The 18,880-nt window shown below is 66.8% G+C and carries 18 protein-coding genes; 16 read left to right on the plus strand and 2 right to left on the minus strand.

Going from position 1 to position 18,880, the window contains the following annotated elements:
• The first annotated feature begins 5 nt into the window (after nt 1-5).
• The 8 genes from AC2IR1_RS04430 (at nt 6) to AC2IR1_RS04465 (ending at nt 8,752) form a co-directional block, all read left to right on the plus strand.
• Nucleotides 6-932, plus strand: a complete 927-nt coding sequence (locus tag AC2IR1_RS04430) for an amino acid ABC transporter permease (RefSeq protein ID WP_486475072.1) — start codon at nt 6-8, stop codon at nt 930-932.
• Nucleotides 929-1,696, plus strand: a complete 768-nt coding sequence (locus tag AC2IR1_RS04435; RefSeq protein WP_486475073.1) for an amino acid ABC transporter ATP-binding protein — start codon at nt 929-931, stop codon at nt 1,694-1,696. Before AC2IR1_RS04430 ends, AC2IR1_RS04435 begins: the two co-directional genes overlap by 4 nt.
• Before the next feature lie 26 nt (nt 1,697-1,722).
• Complete coding sequence (locus AC2IR1_RS04440; protein ID WP_486475074.1) at nt 1,723-2,916, plus strand: FAD-dependent oxidoreductase; 1,194 nt, start codon at nt 1,723-1,725, stop codon at nt 2,914-2,916.
• Between the two features lie 14 nt (nt 2,917-2,930).
• Nucleotides 2,931-3,707 carry a VOC family protein gene (locus AC2IR1_RS04445; RefSeq protein ID WP_486475075.1) on the plus strand — a complete coding sequence of 259 codons (777 nt, stop codon included), beginning with the start codon at nt 2,931-2,933 and terminating at the stop codon, nt 3,705-3,707.
• Between the two features lie 7 nt (nt 3,708-3,714).
• Nucleotides 3,715-4,908, plus strand: coding sequence for a MalY/PatB family protein (locus AC2IR1_RS04450; protein ID WP_486475076.1), 1,194 nt, complete (start codon nt 3,715-3,717; stop codon nt 4,906-4,908).
• Entirely contained in the window at nt 4,905-7,229 is a 2,325-nt protein-coding gene (locus AC2IR1_RS04455) for a molybdopterin-dependent oxidoreductase (RefSeq protein WP_486475077.1), read from the plus strand. Before AC2IR1_RS04450 ends, AC2IR1_RS04455 begins: the two co-directional genes overlap by 4 nt.
• On the plus strand, nt 7,222-8,097 hold the full coding sequence (locus tag AC2IR1_RS04460) for a sulfurtransferase (RefSeq protein WP_486475078.1): 876 nt from the start codon (nt 7,222-7,224) through the stop codon (nt 8,095-8,097). Before AC2IR1_RS04455 ends, AC2IR1_RS04460 begins: the two co-directional genes overlap by 8 nt.
• 91 nt (nt 8,098-8,188) lie before the next feature.
• Nucleotides 8,189-8,752 (plus strand): MarR family winged helix-turn-helix transcriptional regulator, encoded by a 564-nt coding sequence (locus AC2IR1_RS04465; protein WP_486475079.1) that lies wholly within the window; start codon nt 8,189-8,191, stop codon nt 8,750-8,752.
• Nucleotides 8,753-8,884: 132 nt separating this feature from the next.
• Here the strand turns inward: AC2IR1_RS04465 and AC2IR1_RS04470 are convergent, their stop codons facing one another.
• On the minus strand, nt 8,885-9,808 hold the full coding sequence (locus tag AC2IR1_RS04470) for a LysR family transcriptional regulator (RefSeq protein WP_486475080.1): 924 nt from the start codon (nt 9,806-9,808) through the stop codon (nt 8,885-8,887).
• Nucleotides 9,809-9,915: 107 nt separating this feature from the next.
• Here AC2IR1_RS04470 and AC2IR1_RS04475 point away from each other — a divergent pair, with 107 nt between their 5' ends.
• The gene (locus AC2IR1_RS04475) at nt 9,916-10,605 is read left to right on the plus strand and encodes an RraA family protein (protein ID WP_486475081.1); all 690 of its coding nucleotides are present in this window, start codon (nt 9,916-9,918) and stop codon (nt 10,603-10,605) included.
• Nucleotides 10,606-10,607: 2 nt separating this feature from the next.
• Nucleotides 10,608-11,297 carry a helix-turn-helix transcriptional regulator gene (locus AC2IR1_RS04480; RefSeq protein WP_486475082.1) on the plus strand — a complete coding sequence of 230 codons (690 nt, stop codon included), beginning with the start codon at nt 10,608-10,610 and terminating at the stop codon, nt 11,295-11,297.
• Here AC2IR1_RS04480 and AC2IR1_RS04485 read toward each other — a convergent pair.
• On the minus strand, nt 11,279-12,037 hold the full coding sequence (locus tag AC2IR1_RS04485) for an HpcH/HpaI aldolase family protein (protein WP_486475083.1): 759 nt from the start codon (nt 12,035-12,037) through the stop codon (nt 11,279-11,281). The two genes, AC2IR1_RS04480 and AC2IR1_RS04485, sit on opposite strands and share 19 nt — an antisense overlap.
• Before the next feature lie 101 nt (nt 12,038-12,138).
• Between AC2IR1_RS04485 and AC2IR1_RS04490 the strand changes: the two genes are divergently transcribed.
• The 6 genes from AC2IR1_RS04490 (at nt 12,139) to AC2IR1_RS04515 (ending at nt 18,871) form a co-directional block, all read left to right on the plus strand.
• Nucleotides 12,139-13,089 carry a proline iminopeptidase-family hydrolase gene (locus AC2IR1_RS04490; RefSeq protein WP_486475084.1) on the plus strand — a complete coding sequence of 317 codons (951 nt, stop codon included), beginning with the start codon at nt 12,139-12,141 and terminating at the stop codon, nt 13,087-13,089.
• Nucleotides 13,086-13,916 carry a nitrilase-related carbon-nitrogen hydrolase gene (locus AC2IR1_RS04495; protein ID WP_486475085.1) on the plus strand — a complete coding sequence of 277 codons (831 nt, stop codon included), beginning with the start codon at nt 13,086-13,088 and terminating at the stop codon, nt 13,914-13,916. Before AC2IR1_RS04490 ends, AC2IR1_RS04495 begins: the two co-directional genes overlap by 4 nt.
• Before the next feature lie 138 nt (nt 13,917-14,054).
• Nucleotides 14,055-14,930: an alpha/beta hydrolase gene (locus AC2IR1_RS04500; protein ID WP_486475086.1), complete on the plus strand. Its 876-nt coding sequence runs from the start codon at nt 14,055-14,057 to the stop codon at nt 14,928-14,930.
• Nucleotides 14,927-16,018 carry an ABC transporter substrate-binding protein gene (locus AC2IR1_RS04505; RefSeq protein WP_486475087.1) on the plus strand — a complete coding sequence of 364 codons (1,092 nt, stop codon included), beginning with the start codon at nt 14,927-14,929 and terminating at the stop codon, nt 16,016-16,018. Before AC2IR1_RS04500 ends, AC2IR1_RS04505 begins: the two co-directional genes overlap by 4 nt.
• A gap of 554 nt (nt 16,019-16,572) precedes the next feature.
• Nucleotides 16,573-17,805, plus strand: coding sequence for an ABC transporter permease (locus AC2IR1_RS04510; RefSeq protein ID WP_486475088.1), 1,233 nt, complete (start codon nt 16,573-16,575; stop codon nt 17,803-17,805).
• Nucleotides 17,798-18,871: an ABC transporter ATP-binding protein gene (locus AC2IR1_RS04515; protein ID WP_486475089.1), complete on the plus strand. Its 1,074-nt coding sequence runs from the start codon at nt 17,798-17,800 to the stop codon at nt 18,869-18,871. The genes AC2IR1_RS04510 and AC2IR1_RS04515 overlap by 8 nt, the downstream gene beginning before the upstream one ends.
• Nucleotides 18,872-18,880 lie beyond the last annotated feature (9 nt).

Raw genomic sequence — 18,880 nt, forward strand, 5'->3', positions numbered from 1 at the left:
CCGAAGTGACCGCCAGCCTGACTGAACCCAACACCATGACACCTTCCGAAACCCAGACGAAACTCTCTCCTCCGCTGCGCGAGCGCACGACCTGGAGTGCCCACGTCCTTGCCGTGATCATCCTGCTTCTGGTCGCAGCCTTCCTGCGCGACCTGGCCGGAAATCCGATCATGCGGTGGTCCGACGTGGGGTCCTACCTGTTCGATCCCCGCATCCTGAGCGGGGTTGGGCGGACGATTTCCCTGACGGTGGTGTCCATGCTGTTCGGGGTCGTGCTGGCGGTCCTTCTGGCGCAGATGCGCCTGTCGCAGAACTCCATCCTGAATGCCATCGGCGCCTTTGCCGTGTGGTTCTTCCGGGCGATCCCGCTGCTGGTGCTGCTGATCCTGATCTACAACATCGGCCTGATCTACCCGACCGTGGGCCTGGGCATTCCCTTTACCGATATCTCCTTCTTCCGGACCGACGCGCAGGCGCTGATCACGCCCTTCGTGGCCGGTGTCATCGCCTTTTCGCTGCACGAAAGCGCCTATGGGTCCGAGATCGTCCGCTCCGCCATGCAGGCAGTGCCGCGCGGTCAGGTCGAGGCGGCGGAAACCCTTGGCCTGAGCCATTGGGTGATCCTGCGCCGGACGATCCTGCCGCAGGCCTTCAAGATAGCCCTGCCGCCGCTGATGAACAACCTGATCACCATGCTGAAGGGTACATCGCTGGTCGCCTTCATCTCCATGCCTGACCTGCTGTTCTCTTCCCAGATCATCTACATGCAGAACTACGACCTGATCATCCCGATGCTGATGGTGGTGTCGATCTGGTACATCGCGCTGGTTTCCGTGCTGACGCTGGCCCAGATGGCCCTTGAAGCCCGGCTGTCGCCGGGAACCGCCAAGGGTCCGTTCCGCTACCTCGCCAAGAAAGGGTCGCAACGATGAACGCGCCACTGCTTCAGGCAAAGAACATCTGCAAGAGCTACGGTGACCTGCAGATCCTCAACTCCGTCTCGCTTGATATCAAGAGCGGCGAGACCGTCTGCCTCATCGGGCCGTCCGGCGCCGGCAAGAGCTCCCTCCTGCGGTGCCTCAACCTGCTGGAAGCCTTCGAGGAAGGCGAGGTCCGCCTGGATGGGGAGCTGATCGGTTACGAACAGCGCGACGGTTACAACCTGAAACTGCGCAAATCGGCGCTGCAGAAGCAGCGTCAGCAGATCGGGTTCGTCTTCCAGAGCTTCAACCTTTTCGCGCACCGCAGCGCGCTGGAAAACGTGATGGAGGGGCCGGTGCACGCCCTGGGCATGTCAAAGGACGAGGCCCGGGCCGAGGCGCGGCGCCTGCTGGGGGTCGTGGGCCTGGCCGAGTACGAGGACCGCTATCCGCACCAGCTGTCCGGTGGGCAGCAGCAGCGCGTGGCCATTGCCCGGTCGCTGGCGATGCGGCCCAAGATCATCCTCTTCGACGAGCCGACTTCGGCGCTGGATCCGGAGCTGGTGGGAGAGGTCCTGACGGTTCTGCAGGAGCTGGCAGAGGCCGGGGCGACCATGGTCGTGGTGACCCACGAGATGGGCTTTGCCCGCCGCGCGGCGGATCGGATCGTCTTCATGGACCGCGGTCGCATCGTCGAGGAAGGCCCGGCGGAGCAGATCATCGACAATCCGCAGAACCCGCGCCTGCAGGATTTCCTGGGCAGTGTGCTGGCCTGACGGAACGAAAGACGAAGGACATTATCATGAAGGACACAGCCATGAAGGTTGCCGTCATCGGTGTCGGCACCATGGGATCCATGGCCATGTGGCAGCTTGCCGCCATGGGCGCCCAGGTGGACGGTTATGAGCAGTTCGGTGTCGGCCACGATTTCGGCGCGGGGGGCGGCGGGACACGGATGTTCCGCCTCGTCTACGCCGAGGGCGCGGCCTATTTCGATCTGTTGCGGGAAAGCCGGCTTCTGTGGAGCGATCTGGCAAACCGGTCGGGGCAGGATATCCTGGTGCGCAACGGCACGCTGGTGATCGCCCCCGAGGACAGCCCGCAGATCGCCCGGGGGACCGAGATGGCCCGCGCCTGCGGTGTTCCCTACGAGGTGCTGGACGCGCGGACGGCATCGGCGCTTTACCCGCAGCACCGGCTGGCAGCCGACGAGGCCGCGCTGTTCGACCCCATGGGGGGTGTCATCCATACCGAACGGGGCATTCGTGCCGCTGCCGATGCGGCCATTTCCATGGGCGCGCGCCTGTTCGACTATACCAGGGTGGAGGCGATCACCCCGGGGCCGGAGGGCGTTTCCGTCACCGCGGGCGGGGAGACCCGGCAGTATGATCGCGTCGTCGTCAGCACCGGCCCCTGGCTGAACCCCGTTCTGGGACGGCTGGGGCACGCGCTGTCGACGCGGCGTGTCTATACCACCTTCCACCGCCCCCGCGACGCGCGGCTGCTGGAGCCGCGGAACTATCCCTCCACCATCCGCCGCAATGGCAACGAGACCCTGGCGACCATGTCCGCCCTGGATGCCAACACGGTGAAGATCCTGATCCAGAGCGATGGCCTGGCCGCAGATGTTCCGGCGGACGAGGTGCAGGTGGGCCAACCCCCTGCGACCCTGCTGGCAGAGATCCGCGAAATGATGGAACGCCTGATGCCCACCGTGGACCCCGATCCCGTGCGCGTCGCCCCCTACCCGGAGGGCTTCACCGCCGACGGCGAAGGGGTCGTGGGCATGTTCCCGGGCGAGGACAACATCGTCCTGATGTGCGGCTTCTCGGGCGCGGGGTTCAAGAAGGCCCCGGCGCTTGGCAAGGCCGCGGCCGAGCTGGCGCTGACCGGCGAAACGAAACTACTCCCCGACACCATGAAATCGAGGGCCTGGGACAAGCCCGGCGACAACAGCGAGCTCGCCACCCTCTGGTTCGACGTCGGAAATCACTGAAAGGCAGGCACGACATGACCGTTTCCATCGACCACATCATCTTCATGGTCGACGATCCCGCAAGCTGGACCGCAAGGCTGGCCGACAAGGGGATCAATGCCGTCCTGCGTGACGAGGGGCCCGGCTCCGACAAGCACATGCTGGCGGTTTTCGATGGCTGCTCCTACCTGGAGGTGATCCGGCGCCCGGCAAAGCCCGAAGACGCGCACCTGCCGTGGGAGGGCCGCCTGTCGACCCTGGGCGAAGGCTTCGGCGGGTTCTCCATCGCCGTGGACACCATGGAAGAGGCCCTGCCGACGCTCTATTCCGACCGCCCGGTCGAATCCGGCGGTTTCGGCAATACGGTGAAGGACCGCGGCAACTGGCAGGTGAAGCACGGCGCACCGGAAAATCACCTGGATGTCACCACGCCCTTCCTTCTGGAAAGCGTGAGCGGCCGTGACGTGCGGGCGCCGAAATCCGATTCCATGCCGCATCCTTCGGGGTTGACCTTTTTCGCGGGCATTTCCATGGCGGTCGAAGACATGGCTGCCTTCGAAGAGGTCTATTCCCGGATGTTCCCGATCGAGGACGCCCCGGCGACGGAATGGTCCGAAGGCGCGGGGCGGATGGCCCGGATCGGAGACCAGTGGGTCGCGGCCTACCTGGCGCGGCCGGGGACCCCGGCGGCGGAGCGCGTATCGCGCCGTGGCCCCGGCCCGGTCGAAGTGACCCTGTCGACCGGCCCCGCCGAACCCGCGCAGGGGGAGCTGATCGCCGATCTCGCCCCGCTCGACATTCGCATCGCGTGAGGGCGTCATGACTGCAACTGACTGGAACGAACTGACCATCGAGGAGCTGCGCGCCAAGGGCAGCTTCAAGTGGAGCCTTTTCCCCGACGACATAGGCGCCTTCATCGCGGAAATGGATTTTGGCATCGCGCCTCCGATCGCCGAGGCCATTCGTGGCGTCGCGGATGAGGCCGCGACGGGATACCTGCCGATCCCGCTGCGCAAGCAGCTGGGCGCCGTCACCGCGGCCTACATGGAGCGGACCTACGGCTGGAAGGTGAACCCGGCCCATGTCGGCGGCCTGGGAGACGTGCTGCGCGCGTTCGAGATCGTCTTCACCCACTACATCGCCGCGGATGCGGCCATCGTGGTGCCGACGCCGTCCTATACGCCGTTCCTGGCCATCCCGGCCATGCATGGCCGCGAGGTAATCGAGGTCCCGGGCTTCCGCGACGATGGCGGCATCTGGCGGCTGGACGAAGCGGCCATCGAAGAGGCCCTGGCGCCGGGCGGTCGGCTCCTGGTGCTTTGCTCGCCGCACAATCCCCTGGGGCGGGTCTATACCCGGGACGAGCTGGAGCGGATCGCAGCCATCGCGACGCGGACCGGGTCCCGCGTCTTCGCGGACGAGATCCACGCGCCGCTGGTCTACCCGGGCGGCACTCACATCCCCTATGCCTCGCTTTCCGAAGAGACCGCGCGGCACACGATCACGGCGACCTCTGCCTCCAAGGCGTTCAACATCCCCGGGCTGGCCTGCGCGCAGATCATCTTCAGCGATGATGCCGATGCGGAGAAATTCCATGCCCTGGGTCACTTCGTGAGCCGTGGCGCGTCCAACGTCGGTGTCATGGGCAACATCGCGGCCTATGAAAAGGGGGCCGACTGGCTGGCCGAGGTGCTGGACTACCTTGATGGGAACCGGCGCCATCTGGTCGCGCGCCTGGCCGCGGAACTGCCCGGTGCCAGGGTTTCCATGCCGGAGGCGACCTACCTTGCCTGGATCGACCTGTCGGAGCTGACCGACCGAACAGAGCTTGCCGGCTACATTCGTGAGCAGATCGGTGTCGCGATAACAGGCGGAGAGGACTGCGGAGCCGCCGGTCAGGGGGCCATCCGCTTGAACTTCGCCACGCCGCGCCCGATCCTGGACGAGGTCATCACCCGCCTTGTGGGGCTGTTCGGTGATGCCTCCGCCAGCCATGGAGAAGCCGCCCAATGATCCGTCGCGTTCCCCATTGCGCCCACTGGGGGGCGCACACCTTGCTGGTCGAAGACGACAAGATCGTCGGGGTGGAGCCCTTCGGCCCGGATCAGGCGCCGTCGCGGATGATCCAGGCCATGGGTCACTGGATGGATCCCGATCACCGCATCCAGCAGCCCATGGTGCGCGAAGGCTGGTTGCGGGACCGGACCGGTTCGGACAGGTCCGGTCGCGGGCGGGAGCGCTTCGTGCCGGTCAGCTGGGACGAGGCGACCGATCTGGTCGCGGGGGAAATCACCCGGGTGCGCGACACCTTCGGCCCCTCGTCGATCTTTGCCGGGTCCTATGGCTGGGCCAGCAGCGGGCGCTTTCACCATGCCTCTTCGCAGTTGCACCGCATGATGAATGCGGCGGGCGGGTACACCGCGCATCGCGACACCTATTCTCTGGCCGCCGGGCCGGTGATCATCCGCCATGTGCTGGGGGATGAACAGGCCGTCTACGGCGGTGCGAATACCTATGAGAACTGGGTCGAGAACTGCGAGATCCTGCTGGTCTTCGGGGCGTTGTCGACGCGTCCAAGCCAGATCGATTCCGGCGGGATCGATATCCACCGTCTGCCAGGGTACCTGGATCGCATCGCGGAACGCGGTGTGCGGGTGGCCCTCGTCTCTCCCATCCGGGAGGATCTGCCGGAAACGGTTCCGGCGGAGTGGTGGGCGATCCGACCCAACACCGACACGGCGCTGATGCTGGCCATGGCCCGGGAGATCGTGAAGGCGGGGCGCCAGGCAACAGATTTCCTGGATTGCTATACCAGCGGCGCGGAAGAGTTCCTGGCCTACCTTTCGGGAAAGACCGACGGTGTGGAGAAGAGCGCCGAATGGGCCGAGGGGATCACGCAGATCCCGGCGGCGCAGATCCGGGACCTGGCCCTGGCCATGACCGAGAAGCGCAGCATGATCACGGTCAGCTGGAGCCTCCAGCGGGCCGAACATGGCGAACAGCCCTACTGGGCCGCGCTTGGCCTGGCCTGCGTCATCGGACAGCTTGGCCTGCCGGGCGGCGGTGTCGGCTACGGCTATGCCTCCACCGGCGCCCTGGGGGCGAACCGGGGGCAGGCCAAGTCGCCCGCGTTTTCCCAGCTCAAGACAGGCAACAACGACTTCATCCCCTGCGCGCGGATCGCCGATGCGATGCTGAACCCGGGCGGGGCATATGAATATGACGGGCAGACGCGGATCTACCCGGATATCCGCATGGTCTACTGGGCCGGGGGCAATCCCTACCACCATCATCAGGATCTGAACCGGCTGGAACAGGCCTGGCAACGGCCGGAGGCCATTGTCGTGCAGGATCCGGTCTGGACCGCCACGGCGCAGCGGGCAGATATCGTCCTGCCGGCGACGTCGACCCTGGAAAGGAACGACATCGCGGGGACGGCCCGGATGAAGTGGGTGTTCGCCATGCAAAAGGCGGTGGAACCGCTGGGGCAAAGCCGGACCGACTACGACATCTGCACGGAAATCGCTGCGAAGCTGGGCGTGGGAGAGACCTTTACCGAGGGCCGTTCCGAGATGGACTGGCTGCGGCATCTCTATGAAAAGACCCGGACAGATGCCCGGGAGCGGTCTGGCTTCGAAATGCCCGAATTCGACGCGTTCTGGGATGCGGGTCATGCCGAGGTGCCCGTCGAAACCGACCATACCTTCCTGTCGGACTACCGCGCCGATCCGGAGGCCAATGCCTTGCCGACGGCCACGGGCCGCATCCTTCTGGCCAGCGATGCCCTGCGGGCGCGGGGCTATGATGACTGCCCGCCGCATCCGGCGTGGATCGCCCCTGACGAATGGCTGGGCGCAGAGGCGGCGGCGGAAGGGGCGTTGCACATGCTGTCCCAGCAGCCGCGTACGCGGTTGCACAGTCAGCTCGATTACGCGCCTGTCAGCGGAGAGAGCAAGACGGACGGCTATGAGTGGATCATGCTCAACGCCGAGGATGCCGCGGAACGCGGGATCGACGAAGGCGCGCTGGTGATGGCGCGCAACGAGCGTGGCAAATGCCTCGCCGTTGCGCGACTGCGCGATGACCTGCGGCCGGGTGTCTGCATCCTGCCGACCGGCGCCTGGTTCCGCCCCGAGGCCCTGCACGGATCGAACGGGAGTGTCGATATGGGCGGCAATCCGAACGTGCTGACCCGGGACAAGGGGGCATCGGCCTTCAGCCAGGGGTGCGCGGCACAGTCCTGCCTGGTCTGGCTGGAGCCTGTCTCTGCCCCGGACAAGGCGCCGGAGCTGCGCCCCTGGCGCCACCTGGTCGAGGAGACGTCGAATGGCTGATACCTCCATGCCGTCGCTCGTGTCGGCAGACTGGCTTGCCGCACTGCTGGACAACCCTGAAGTCACCGTGCTGGATGCCGCCCTGACCAAGGTGGGAACCACCACGCCGGGGCCCGAACTCTATGCCAGAGAGCATATTCCCGGCGCGCGTCATTTCGACATCCGCGAGGTGTCGGACAAGAGCAGCCCCTTGCCGAACATGTTGCCGGACAAGGGGCGGTTTCAGGCGGCGGCGCGCCGGCTGGGCGTGTCGCGCGACAGTCTGATCGTGGTCTATGATCAGGCGGAGCTTTATGCAGCTGCGCGGGTCTGGTGGATGTTCCGGCACTTCGGTCACGGGCAGGTCGCGATCCTGAACGGCGGATTGCGCGCCTGGAAAGAGGCGGGCCATCCGACCGACAAGGTGATCCCGCCGGAGGGGCAGGGCGACTTCGTATCCAGTGAGCCACGCGCGGATGTGCGTGACAGGGCGGCGATGCAGGCCAACCTGGAAACGCGGACGGAACAGGTGGTGGATGCCCGCCTCGCCGATCACTTCACCGCAGAAACGGCGGGCGGGCCCCCGGGGCATCGTGCTGGCCACATTCCCGGGGCGCGGTCGCTGCCGGTCTTCGCGCTTTCGGACGAAGACGGGCGCCTGCTACCGCCCTCGGCGCTGCGCGCGCGGGTGGATGCGGCGGGGATCGACATGACCGCGCCGGTGGTCGCCAGTTGCGGTTCGGGCGTGACGGCCTGCGGTGTCCTGTTCGCACTGCATCTTCTGGGGAAGGAGGATCTTTCCCTCTACGATGGGTCCTGGGCCGAATGGGGCCAGCCCGGTGATTGGCCCGTCGCCACAGGTGTGGCTGACGATGCGGCAAACGAATGACGAGGGGCCGATGACAAGGCGGGACGAGATGGACAGCACGGCCCAATCCGCGGTAGCCACGACCGAGCCTCCGCAATCGAGCAAGGGCAGAATGTCCGATAGCGCCAAGCCCCAGCAAGACGCCAAAGCGACCGGTGACCGTCCTCGTGGTGGGCGCCTCGATCCGCACGAGGTGGATCCGGGCGTCCAGGCGGACCTGATCGGGACCTATTTCCGACTGCTGATTTCGATCTTCAACACCTCGGCGGACCGCAACATGGCGGAACATCCCGTGGGGCAGGGGGTCGGCAAGATCTCGACCCTGCAGGCGGTCGTGCTGAACCCGGGTATCAGTCAGATGGAGCTGAGTGAGATGTTCGGCCGCGACCGGTCCCTGCAGTTCCGGATCGTCTCCGACCTTGAAAAGAAGGGGCTGATCCGAAGGGAGGTCGATCCGACGCAGAAACGCAGGCATGCGCTTTTCCCGACGGAGTTCGGAGCCGGTTTGCTGCCGGATCTGGATACGATCATCCGGCGCCTGGATCGCGAAACCTTCGCGGTTCTTTCGGACGAGGAATACCTGGTGCTGAAGAACCTGCTGCGGCGCGTCTTCCTGGCCAACCTCGGGCCGAGCGGTGCCGCCTACTGGGAAAAGGCACCTGCCGAAGAGGAATGACAGGGATCTGTCCGGAGGGCCGGGCGGGATGCAAACGCCGAAGGGGCAGTGCCGGTGCCTTCAACATCCTGATCCATGATCGGGCGATCATCGCCGTCAGGTTTGAATGCAAGCCGGTGCAGACAGTGCCGGTCAGCCCGCCCCGGATGAGTTGCGGGCCATTTCGGCGCCAGCTTCTGGCTGATCCTGTGTCAGCGCCCCCATGGCCTTTCGCGCGAAGTTCATCGCCGTATCGGCGGGCAGGCTTCTCGCTTCACGCCGGTGAGCAGCGGAAATCGCAAGTGCGGCAGGCGAGCTGTTCGTCCCGACTTCCACAAGCAAGCTTGCCTCCAACTCTCGCTGGACCGAGGCGCGCGGAACGAGGGCCAGGCCTGCGCCTTCGACGGCGAGCCGGATCATCATGAAAAGGCTGTCGCTTTGCGTGAAGCGATGGTGGCGGCCGGGGCCGAAGGCCGGGGCATGGGTGCTGTCGTGAACAGGCGAGTCCCAGTTGTAGCCGATGATCGGGGAGCGGCCGATGTCTTCCTCCGTCAGGCGCGGGGGGAAGAGGCCGGGGGCGGCGACCCAGGTCATGGCAAAGCCGCCGATCGGTGTCAGCTTCAGTTCTGATCCCGGCGCACTGGCCGAGGTGAAGGCGATGTCGAGCTGGCCCGAAGACAGGTGACGCAGGAGCGTTGCGCTCTGGTTGACCTCGATTTCGAGGCGAAGATCGGGGTGCTGTTTCTCCAGCCTTTCGACCAGTGGCATGAGCCAGGTCGCGGCCACGGGCCCATTGGCCCCGAGGCGCAGGCGCGACACGCGGGCCTCGGGGCTGCGGTGAAAGGACAGGTCGTCGGTCAGGCGCAGGACGTTGCGGGCATAGTCCAGCAGTTCCTCGCCCTGCTCGGTGAGCGTGAGCCCCGCATCACGTCTGAGCAGGAGGACGCCCAATTCTTCTTCGAGCCCGCGAATGCGTGCCGATACGGTCGGTTGGGAAATGCTCAGCGCTTCGGCCGCCCTTCGAAAACTGTTCAGCTGAGTGACCCAGTAGAAGGTGCGCAGGCTGTGGATCTGCATGGGGATGCCTTCCGGTGATCATGAATTTCTATCAGGCTGATCACGCAATTCAAGTGGACCTGACCATTGCACGTCTGTCCTGATAGGGAAAACAACTTGGATGCCCGATGACCTACGCCCTTGCCCCCATGCCCCGGCCTGTCGCTTCGGACGCGATGACGCGCCTGTGCCGGTTCGAAACCGTTCTGTTCGGCCATTTCCTTGATCGGGGGATCCTGGATCCGGGGATACGGCCCGTTGGTCCGGTGGAGAGGTTCGCGGGAACCGCCGTCACGCTCAGCCTTCCGGGCTTTGATTCTACCCTGTTGCACCATGCCGCCGGTCTGCTGCGACCGGGGGATGTGCTCGTGATCGACCGGCGGGGAGACAGGCGCGCGGCCTGCCTTGGCGGTGGCGTGGCGCTGGCCCTTCGCAATGCGGGCGCCGCGGGGGTGGTGATCGACGGCTGCCACACGGATACGCGGGAGCTGTCGGAGCTGGGCCTGCCGGTCTTCAGCCGGGGCGCCTCCGTACTGACGACACGGCTGACGGGGCAGGGTGGGGCTCTCAACCGTCCTGTCAGTGTTGGCGGTGTCCCGGTTCTGCCGGGGGATGCCATCCTGGCGGACGAACTGGGTGTCGTCTCGATCCACGCAGATGAACTGCCCGGGGTGCTGGCGCGAGCCGAAGCGCTTCAGGCGCTGACGGACAAGACCATCGCCGGTGTCGAAGCGGGGGAGAAGATCGGAACCCTCTCCGGCGCAAGCGAGATGGTCGCCCGTCTGTCAGAGCCGGATCTTGTGAAGCAGGAGGCCTGATCATGGACGCGGCCAGGCAGCAGGTGGATCAGCTCTATGCCGAACTCGGCACCTCTGTCCGGGGGCTGGTCTACGACTATTCGCCCGTGGTGTTCAGCAGTGACCCCGCCCGTTTCGTCCTGCCGGAGGTGATAGAGGCGCGTGGCGCGGGGGAACGGCTTCTGGCGGATTGGTGTGGCCGCGCGCTCTACCGGGCCGATCCGGTGCAGGGGCGTGCGGCGCGCATGCTGCAGCCCTTCAGCTGGAGCTACCATGACAGCGAACCTTCGGTCATCGGCCCGGATCTGGATCGGGCTGATGTCGGGGATGTGCGCGAACGCCTCCTGGCCTGGGATCTGGGTCGGGGCATGACAGTGCCGCTGCATCTGCCGGGCCATGGGTTTGCAACCCTGACTGCATTTCTTGAAACCACGGTGGACGAGGCTGCCTTGGCGCGTTTCGCGCTGCGTGCCTTTGATCTGCAGGACAGGATCGGCGCGACGCGGTCGCGTGGTCAGAGCCCGCTTTCACCGCGTGAGGCAGAGTGCCTGGCCCATACCGCCGATGGGCTGTCGTCCAAGCAGATTGCCCATGCGCTCGGCCGGTCAGAGAGCATGGTGGTGAAGCACCTGCAGGCGGCGGGGGCCAAGCTGGGGGCGCGCAACCGCAGTCATGCCGTGGCCATCGCCACGCGTCACGGCTGGATCGACTGAACCGCCGCCAGCGCCGCCCCGCGCAGCAGCCCGACGTCCGAGGCCGCGCTGACCAGGCTGTGACCGCGCGCGAAAAGATCCCGCGCGCTTTCCCCCGGCAGGGTGGCCCCGCCCAGCAGCTTGCCGGTGGCCAGCACCCGCGCCTCCGCCTCTGCCAGGGTCCGGGCCAGTGCGGGCGAGGCAAGATCGCCGAAGGGACCGAAATCCGTGGTGAGGTCCAGCGGCCCGAGGAAGAGCATGTCGATGCCGGGCGTGGCGGCGATCTCCTCGATCTCGTCGAAGCCTGCACGGCTCTCGATCATCACGGCCACCAGGATGCTTTCGTTCGCCTTGGTCGCGTGATCGGGGTCGGCGCCGTATTCCGCCGCGCGGGAGACGGTGAACTGGGCACCGCGGCGTCCCACCGGCGCGTATCGGGCGGCCTCTGCGATGGCACGCGCCTCGGTCGCAGACCGGACATCGGCCACCATGATCCCGTCGAACCCGGCATCGAGCAGCGGCTTGATCGCCCCCGGCGACGCGTCCCGTGCCCGCGCCATGACGAAGGCGTCGCAGGTGGCGCGAATGGCTCGTAATTCGTGCAGCGCATCGGACAGGTCGGCGGCGGCGTGCTCACGGTCGACGATCAGCAGCGGGAACCCCGCGCCAGCCATCACCTCATCCACGTCGGGATTGCCGAGGAAGAGGAAGGCGGCGGGCAGGCGGGTACCGGCCATCAGGGTCTGGCGCAGGGGTTTCATCGGGACCTCCGGAGTTTTCCGCAGGCTACCGGCGCGCCGGGCCCCCGGCACCCTGCAAGATCTTGCAGCTTACCGGGGCAGGTCGATCCGGCGCAGGATCCATGGGCAATCAAGGTGACGACACGAGGATGCAGATGCTGGATCAGCCGCAGGAACAGCCGGAAAGCCGTGAGGGGTTCTGCCCCTTCGGAGAGCATCTGACCTGGTACCGGGTGACCGGGGACCTCGACAACGGCCGTATGCCTCTTGTCGTGGCCCACGGCGGTCCGGGCTGCACCCATGACTACGTCGATGCCTACCGGGCCATCGCGGCCACCGGGCGGGCCGTGGTGCACTACGACCAGCTGGGCAACGGCAAGTCGACCCATCTGCCAGACGCCCCCGCGGACTTCTGGACGGTGGACCTGTTCCTGGAGGAGCTGGAGACACTGCTCGATCACCTCGGCATCCGTGACGGCTATTGCCTGCTGGGGCAGAGCTGGGGCGGCATGCTGGCGGCCGAACACGCGGTGCGCCGTCCTGCCGGTCTGAAGGCGCTGGTCATCGCCAATTCGCCCAGCTCCTTCCCCACCTGGGTCGCGGAGGCGCTGAAGCTGCGCCGCGCCCTGCCGGGCGGCATCCACGAGGAACTTCTGAAGTACGAGGAACGGGGCGAATTCGACCACCCCGCCTACCTTGCCGCGACAGATGTCTTCTACCGGACCCACGTCTGCCGCATGGACCCCTGGCCCGACGAGGTGGTGGCGACCTTCGATGCCATCGCCGCCGATCCCACGGTCTACCACACCATGAACGGCCCGACGGAATTCCACGTCATCGGCACACTGAAGGACTGGACGATCGAGGATCGCCTGCATCTGGTCACCGCGCCCACCCTGGTGCTGACCGGCCGCTTCGACGAGGCGACGCCCCGCGCGGCGGAGGCCTATGCCAACCTGATCCCCGGCGCCGACTGGGTGATCCTGGGCAAGTCCAGCCACATGCCCCACGTGGAGGAGCATGACCTCTGCATGTCCGTCGTCGGCAGTTTCCTGGACCGGAGCGCCGCATGACCCGTTTCGCCGCCATCCAGATGTGCTCCACCGCCGATGTCGCCGCCAACGAGGCGGAAATCGAACGGCTGGTGCGCGAGGCCGCAGGGCAGGGCGCAGAGGTCGTCAGCCTGCCCGAGGCCGCCAACATCCTGCTGCGTGACCAGATGGACTATCCCCGCCGCTGCCTGCCGGAAGAAGAGGACACCACCCTGTCGCTCTGCCGCGCACTGGCGGCGGAGCTGGGGATCTGGCTGCACACCGGCTCTCTGCTGCTGCGGACGGAAGATGGCACGCGGATCTGGAACCGCGCCCATGTCATCGCCCCGGATGGCCGCATCTCCGCGCGCTACGACAAGCTGCATACCTTCGACGTGGCCCTTGGCGGGGCGGGGGACTTCATCGAATCCCGCGCCGTCGCCCCGGGGCAACGTGGTGCCGTCACCGCAGGGGCGGGCGGGCTTAAGCTGGGTCTGTCGATCTGCTACGACCTGCGTTTCGCCTATCTCTTCCGTGCCCTCGCCTCTGCCGGGGCGGAGGTGCTGATGATCCCGGCCTCCTTCTCCCCGATCACCGGGCCCCTGCACTGGGAAACCCTGCTGAAAGCCCGCGCGATCGAATCCGGCGCCTATGTCGTTGCCGCCGCCCAATGCGGCACCCGTGACGGCATCCGCACCCACGGCCAGTCGCGCATCTTCTCTCCCATGGGGGAAGTCCTCGCCGCAGCGGGGGAGGAACCGGCCGTGATCCTTGCCGATCTCGATGCCGCCGCCGTGGCCGAGGCGCGCCGCCGCCTGCCCGTGCTTGCGCAGACCCGCACCCTGGGGGAGGTCACGCATGAGGCATGATCCCGCATCCGGCAGCCTGTTCCGGGGCATGGATGGCCGCACAGGCAAATCCATGCTTCAAATTGGCGCCAATTACGGTGACGATACTGTGGCCAATACAGGCGGCACCCCCGATTCCCCAATTGCGAAAGGCGCGGCATGACGACGACCCGCCCCACCGAAACCCCCATGGCCCTGACCGATCCCCAGGCCGATCCCCTGGCGGGTCTGCCCGCGCACCGGCTTGCCGACGGCGGCTGGCGCTACCTGCTGCGGCAGGCGCCGGCGCCGGATGCGCCGCTTCTCGTGGCGGTGCACGGCAGCGACCGCGACATCGCGGGGCTTGATGCGGGCTTCGGTCCCGGCGGGGACCTCGAAGGGCAGGTCAGCCTGCTTGCGCCGCTCTTTCCCGCGCGGATCGGCGGGAAGGACACGGGCGACGACTACAAGTTCCTGACCGGCGGTGGGGCCGACTACCTGGCGCTGATGGATGCGATCCTGGCCGAGGCGATCTCCCGGCTCGGCGCGCAGCCCCGGCAAGTCTGGCTCTTCGGCTTCTCGGGTGGGGCGCAGTTCGCGCAGCGCTACGCGCTCTTCCGGGCGTCCCGGCTGTCGGGGCTGATCGTTGCAGCGCCCGGCGGAGTCACGCTGTTGCGCCCCGACATCGACTGGTGGCCGGGCCTGCGCGGCGCAGCGGAGGCCGTCGGTACGGCCCCCGACCTCGCGGGGCTGGCCCGCCTGCCCACCGGCATCATCGTCGGCGACGAGGACCGCGTCGCGGGCGTCGTCAACCGTGGCCCGGGCACGAAATTCGGCGCGGCCCAGGCCGATCTCGCCGGGCTGACCCGGATCGAACGGGCCCGCGCGCTGCATGCAGACCTTGCCGCCCATGGCACGCCGGTCACCTACACCGAACTTCCAGGCGTGGGGCACAAGCTTGCCCCCTGCGCCGAGGCCGCCTCGCAGATCCTGCAGGGCTGGCTGAGACAAGAAAAAGCAAGCACCATTCACACCACCAACAGGAGTGACACATGACCCGTTACTGGATCACCGGGGCAGCGGCCCTGCTCATCGCGGGTGCGGCCAATGCCCAGACCGTTCCCGAAGGCTATCCCGCCGACTACACCGACCTGATCTCCCAGGCCGAAACCGAAGGCTCGCTGCTCATCTACACCAACCTGTCCAGCGGCAACCTCTCTCCCGTCATCGAGGCCTTCGAAGAGGCCTACCCGGGCATCGACGTCGAATCGATCGAGATGGGCCCGTCCGAGACCTTCTCCCGCTACGAGGCCGAGGTCGGCACCGGCGTCGAAAGCGCCGACCTGATCGTCGCCAACTCGATACCCGACTGGGTCCGTGCCGCAGGCAGCGGCCTGCTGGAGGATTACGACAGCCCCGAGAAGGCCAATCTGCCGGACTGGTCCTACCCGGAACCCGGTCTCTACACCTTCTCCGCCGACCCGATGGTGACGATCTACAACAAGCTGACGGTCCCCGAAGAGCTGCAGACCAGCTCGATGGAAGAGTACTTCAAGAACATCGTTGCCCATCCGGAGGTCTTCGAGGGCAAGGTCGGCACCTATGACGGGCGCTACGCCTTCGGCGGCTCCATCGGCTATGCCTTCGTGAAGTACCACGGCGATGCCGCCTGGGACTGGTTCTCCTCCGCCGGGCCGCTGACCCGTCCGGGCGGCGGCGCGGGCGGCATGATCGAACGCACCCTGACCGGCGAACTGGCCTCCTCCTTCTTCGTCTCCGGCCCCTCGGTCTTCAGCAAGCTCGACGACGGGCTGGGCGAAGTGCTCGGCTGGACCTTCCCCTCCGACGGCACGCCGGTCTTCCTGCGCGGCATGGGCATCACTGCTCAGGCACCGCATTCCGCCGCGGCCAAGGTCTTCCTCGACTTCGTGCTCTCCGAACCGGGTCAGTACGGCGTGGCCGCAGGCAACCTGACCGCCTACCGTCCCGGTGTCGAACCCACGGCCGAGAATTCCTATTCTCTGGATGACGTGATCGAGGCGATCGGCGGCGAGGAAAAGCTGATCCTGATCGACTACGATCCGGAAATGGTCGCCAATTTCGAGGCCTTCAACGCCAAGTGGGGCGAAGCCTTCAAGATGTGAACCGCGACAGGACCGGGGCCCGCGGGGTCCCGGTCCGACGTGAAAGGACCGACCAATGGCTGACGTGACGATGACCGGGGCGGCCCCCGGGCGCGGACCCGCCGCCCGCTTCGACCGGGCGCGGCTGGCGCAATGGCTGATCTTCCTCGTGACAGCGGCGCTGATGCTGGCGCCGGCGCTGCCCATCCTGCTGCAGGTCTTCGTCGACCGGCCGCTCTATTCCGAAGGCTGGCAGTTCACCTTCGACAACATCTCGCAGATCCTGCACTCCGAACGGATCGGCAGGATCGCCCTGACCACCGGGCTCTTCGCGCTGTTCAGCGTCGTCATCGCCCAGGTGCTGGGGATTGCCGCGGCGCTGCTGATCGGTCGTACCGACATGCCGGGGCGGCGGGTGATGGGGGACGTGCTGATGTGGCCGCTCTACCTGTCGCACCTGATCTTCGCCCTGGGCTGGGTCGTCATGTACGGCCCCTCGGGCTTCATCACCCAGTACATCGCCCAGAACGCGGGCTTCACGCCCTGGACGCTACTCACTGGCGGGGATGTCGGTTGTGGCCGGGATCAGCCAGGCGCCGCTGGCCTATCTCTATTGCCTCTACGGCGCCGTCCGTTCGGTCGATTCGACCCTGGAAAGCGCCGCGCGTACCGTGGGCGCCGGGCCGCTGCAGGTGCTGCGCAGGGTGACCCTGCCGCTGATGATCCCCTCGATCATCACCTCCACCGCGCTGAACCTGGTGATCGCGGTGGAAACCCTCTCCATCCCGCTCTTCCTCGCCCGGCCGGCGCGGATCGACACCCTGTCGACCTTCCTCTACGGCGAAGGCATCGCGGCCTCGAACCCCAATCACGGGCTGGTCGCGGCCTCCTCCCTGCTGCTGATGGCGCTGGTGGGCTCCACCCTGGTTCTGCAACGCATGCTGCTGCGGCAGGGCCACAGGTTCGAAACGGTGAAGGGCAAGGGCTCCCGCCCGATGACTCTTTCCCTCGGCGGGCTGCGCTGGCCGCTGGCGATCCTCTTCGGCCTCGTGCTCCTCGTCGCCGTGGTGGTGCCGATAGCGGGCATCCTGCTGCGCGCCTTCACCTCCTTCCTGTCGCCGCTGATCCCCATCGGTAAGGTCCTGACCCTCGCCAACTTCACCAAGCTCTTCGGGGATGAGGCGAACATCCGCGCGATCTGGAACACCGTGGAAATCTCGTTGCTCTCCGCCGGGCTGGGCACCGTGCTGGCGGTCGCCGTGGCGCTGGTCATCCAGCGCTCCGACTTCCGTTTCACCGGCTGGCTGGAGGCGTTGGCCTATTCCCCCCGCATCATCCCCGGCATGATCACCGGCCTCGGCGTCTTCTACGCCGCCGTCATCCTGCCGCCGATGGGCTGGCTGCGCGGCAACATCGGCATCATCGTCGTGGCCTATGTCATGGCGACCCTGCCGCTGGCGCTCGGCGTGATCCAGCCCGCCATTGTCCAGATCGGCCGCGACCTCGACCGGGCGGCGCGCACCGTCGGCGCCGACTGGGTCAGCGCCATGCGCATCGTGCTGCTGCCGCTGCTGAAACCCGCGCTGCTGGGCAGCTTCATCCTGCTCTTCGTCTTCCACCTGAAGTCCTACATCATCGCCATCTTCCTGATGGCCCCGGGGCTGGAGGTGATGGGCGTCACCATGCTCTCGCTCTGGACCAACGGCGATGTCGGCGTGCTCGCGGCCTTCGCCACCCTGCAGATCGTGATGATCGCCGTGCTGCTGATCCTCGCCCGCGTCCTCTTCAAGGTTAAGATCTATGACTGAACTCGTTCTCACGGATGTCTCCCGCCAGTACGGAGAGGCGCTTGCCATCGACCGCATCAACCTGACCGTGGCCGAGGGCGAATTCCTGACCCTTCTGGGGCCTTCGGGCTGCGGCAAGTCCACCACGCTCGCCTCCATCGCGGGGCTCGACCGGCCCACCGGCGGGCGCATCACCTTCGGCGACCGGGTGCTGGCAGATGCCGCCACCGGCGCCTACCTGCCGCCCGAGGCGCGCGGCTTCGGCGTGGTGTTCCAGAGCTACGCTCTCTGGCCCCACCTGACGGTCGAGGACAACGTCGGCATGGCGCTGAAACTGCGCAAGGTGCCCGCCGCCGAACGGCGCAAGCGGATCGACGAGGCGCTGGAGCTGGTCGAACTCGGCCCGCTGGCGAAACGCTATCCCGGCGAACTCTCGGGCGGTCAGCAGCAGCGCGTTGCCCTGGCCCGCGCCATCGTCTTCCGCCCGCCTCTGCTGCTGCTGGATGAACCGCTCTCGAACCTCGACGCGCAGCTCCGCCAACAGGCACGGATCTGGCTGAAGGACATCCAGCGCGAACTGGGCCTGACGACGATCTACGTCACCCATGACCAGGACGAGGCGCTGGCCATGTCCGACCGCATCGTCGTCATGCGCGGCGGCAAGGTGGTCCAGCTGGGTACGCCGCAGCAGATCTACCGGGAACCGCAGCACCCCTTCGCCGCCAGCTTCATCGGCAATGCCAACCTGATCCCCGTGACCGGGACCGCCGTGGCCGAGGCGGGGTCCTGTGCCGTGACCCTGCCCGACGGGCAGACCATCCGGGCGCGTACACCCATCGGGCACCTTCCCGCCGGGGATCAGCTTCTGGCGATGCGCCCCCACCTGATCAGTTGCACCCCGTGCGAAAATGCGTCTGAAATCAAGGTGCAGTTCGGGGCGGAAAGCTATCTTGGCGATCACTTCGAACAGGAGGCTCTGGTCGCGGGCGATGCGATCCGGCTCAGCCTGGAGGCGCCGCAACCGCGCGGCGAGGGGCGGATCTGGATCCGGCAGCAGGATGCCGTGGTCTTTGCAGCGGACCGGTAAGGAGGGGCG

This window comes from Pseudooceanicola sp. NS-SX8 (genome assembly GCF_057380755.1).

Bases quoted from the DNA above. Each gene is read 5' to 3' on its own strand.
- AC2IR1_RS04435 (WP_486475073.1), top strand. From the start codon at position 929: ATGAACGCGCCACTGCTTCAGGCAAAGAACATCTGCAAGAGCTACGGT.
- AC2IR1_RS04440 (WP_486475074.1), top strand. From the start codon at position 1,723: ATGAAGGACACAGCCATGAAGGTTGCCGTCATCGGTGTCGGCACCATG.
- AC2IR1_RS04445 (WP_486475075.1), top strand. From the start codon at position 2,931: ATGACCGTTTCCATCGACCACATCATCTTCATGGTCGACGATCCCGCA.
- AC2IR1_RS04450 (WP_486475076.1), top strand. From the start codon at position 3,715: ATGACTGCAACTGACTGGAACGAACTGACCATCGAGGAGCTGCGCGCC.
- AC2IR1_RS04455 (WP_486475077.1), top strand. From the start codon at position 4,905: ATGATCCGTCGCGTTCCCCATTGCGCCCACTGGGGGGCGCACACCTTG.
- AC2IR1_RS04460 (WP_486475078.1), top strand. From the start codon at position 7,222: ATGGCTGATACCTCCATGCCGTCGCTCGTGTCGGCAGACTGGCTTGCC.
- AC2IR1_RS04465 (WP_486475079.1), top strand. From the start codon at position 8,189: ATGTCCGATAGCGCCAAGCCCCAGCAAGACGCCAAAGCGACCGGTGAC.
- AC2IR1_RS04470 (WP_486475080.1), bottom strand. From the start codon at position 9,808: ATGCAGATCCACAGCCTGCGCACCTTCTACTGGGTCACTCAGCTGAAC.
- AC2IR1_RS04475 (WP_486475081.1), top strand. From the start codon at position 9,916: ATGACCTACGCCCTTGCCCCCATGCCCCGGCCTGTCGCTTCGGACGCG.
- AC2IR1_RS04480 (WP_486475082.1), top strand. From the start codon at position 10,608: ATGGACGCGGCCAGGCAGCAGGTGGATCAGCTCTATGCCGAACTCGGC.
- AC2IR1_RS04485 (WP_486475083.1), bottom strand. From the start codon at position 12,037: ATGAAACCCCTGCGCCAGACCCTGATGGCCGGTACCCGCCTGCCCGCC.
- AC2IR1_RS04490 (WP_486475084.1), top strand. From the start codon at position 12,139: ATGGGCAATCAAGGTGACGACACGAGGATGCAGATGCTGGATCAGCCG.
- AC2IR1_RS04495 (WP_486475085.1), top strand. From the start codon at position 13,086: ATGACCCGTTTCGCCGCCATCCAGATGTGCTCCACCGCCGATGTCGCC.
- AC2IR1_RS04500 (WP_486475086.1), top strand. From the start codon at position 14,055: ATGACGACGACCCGCCCCACCGAAACCCCCATGGCCCTGACCGATCCC.
- AC2IR1_RS04505 (WP_486475087.1), top strand. From the start codon at position 14,927: ATGACCCGTTACTGGATCACCGGGGCAGCGGCCCTGCTCATCGCGGGT.
- AC2IR1_RS04515 (WP_486475089.1), top strand. From the start codon at position 17,798: ATGACTGAACTCGTTCTCACGGATGTCTCCCGCCAGTACGGAGAGGCG.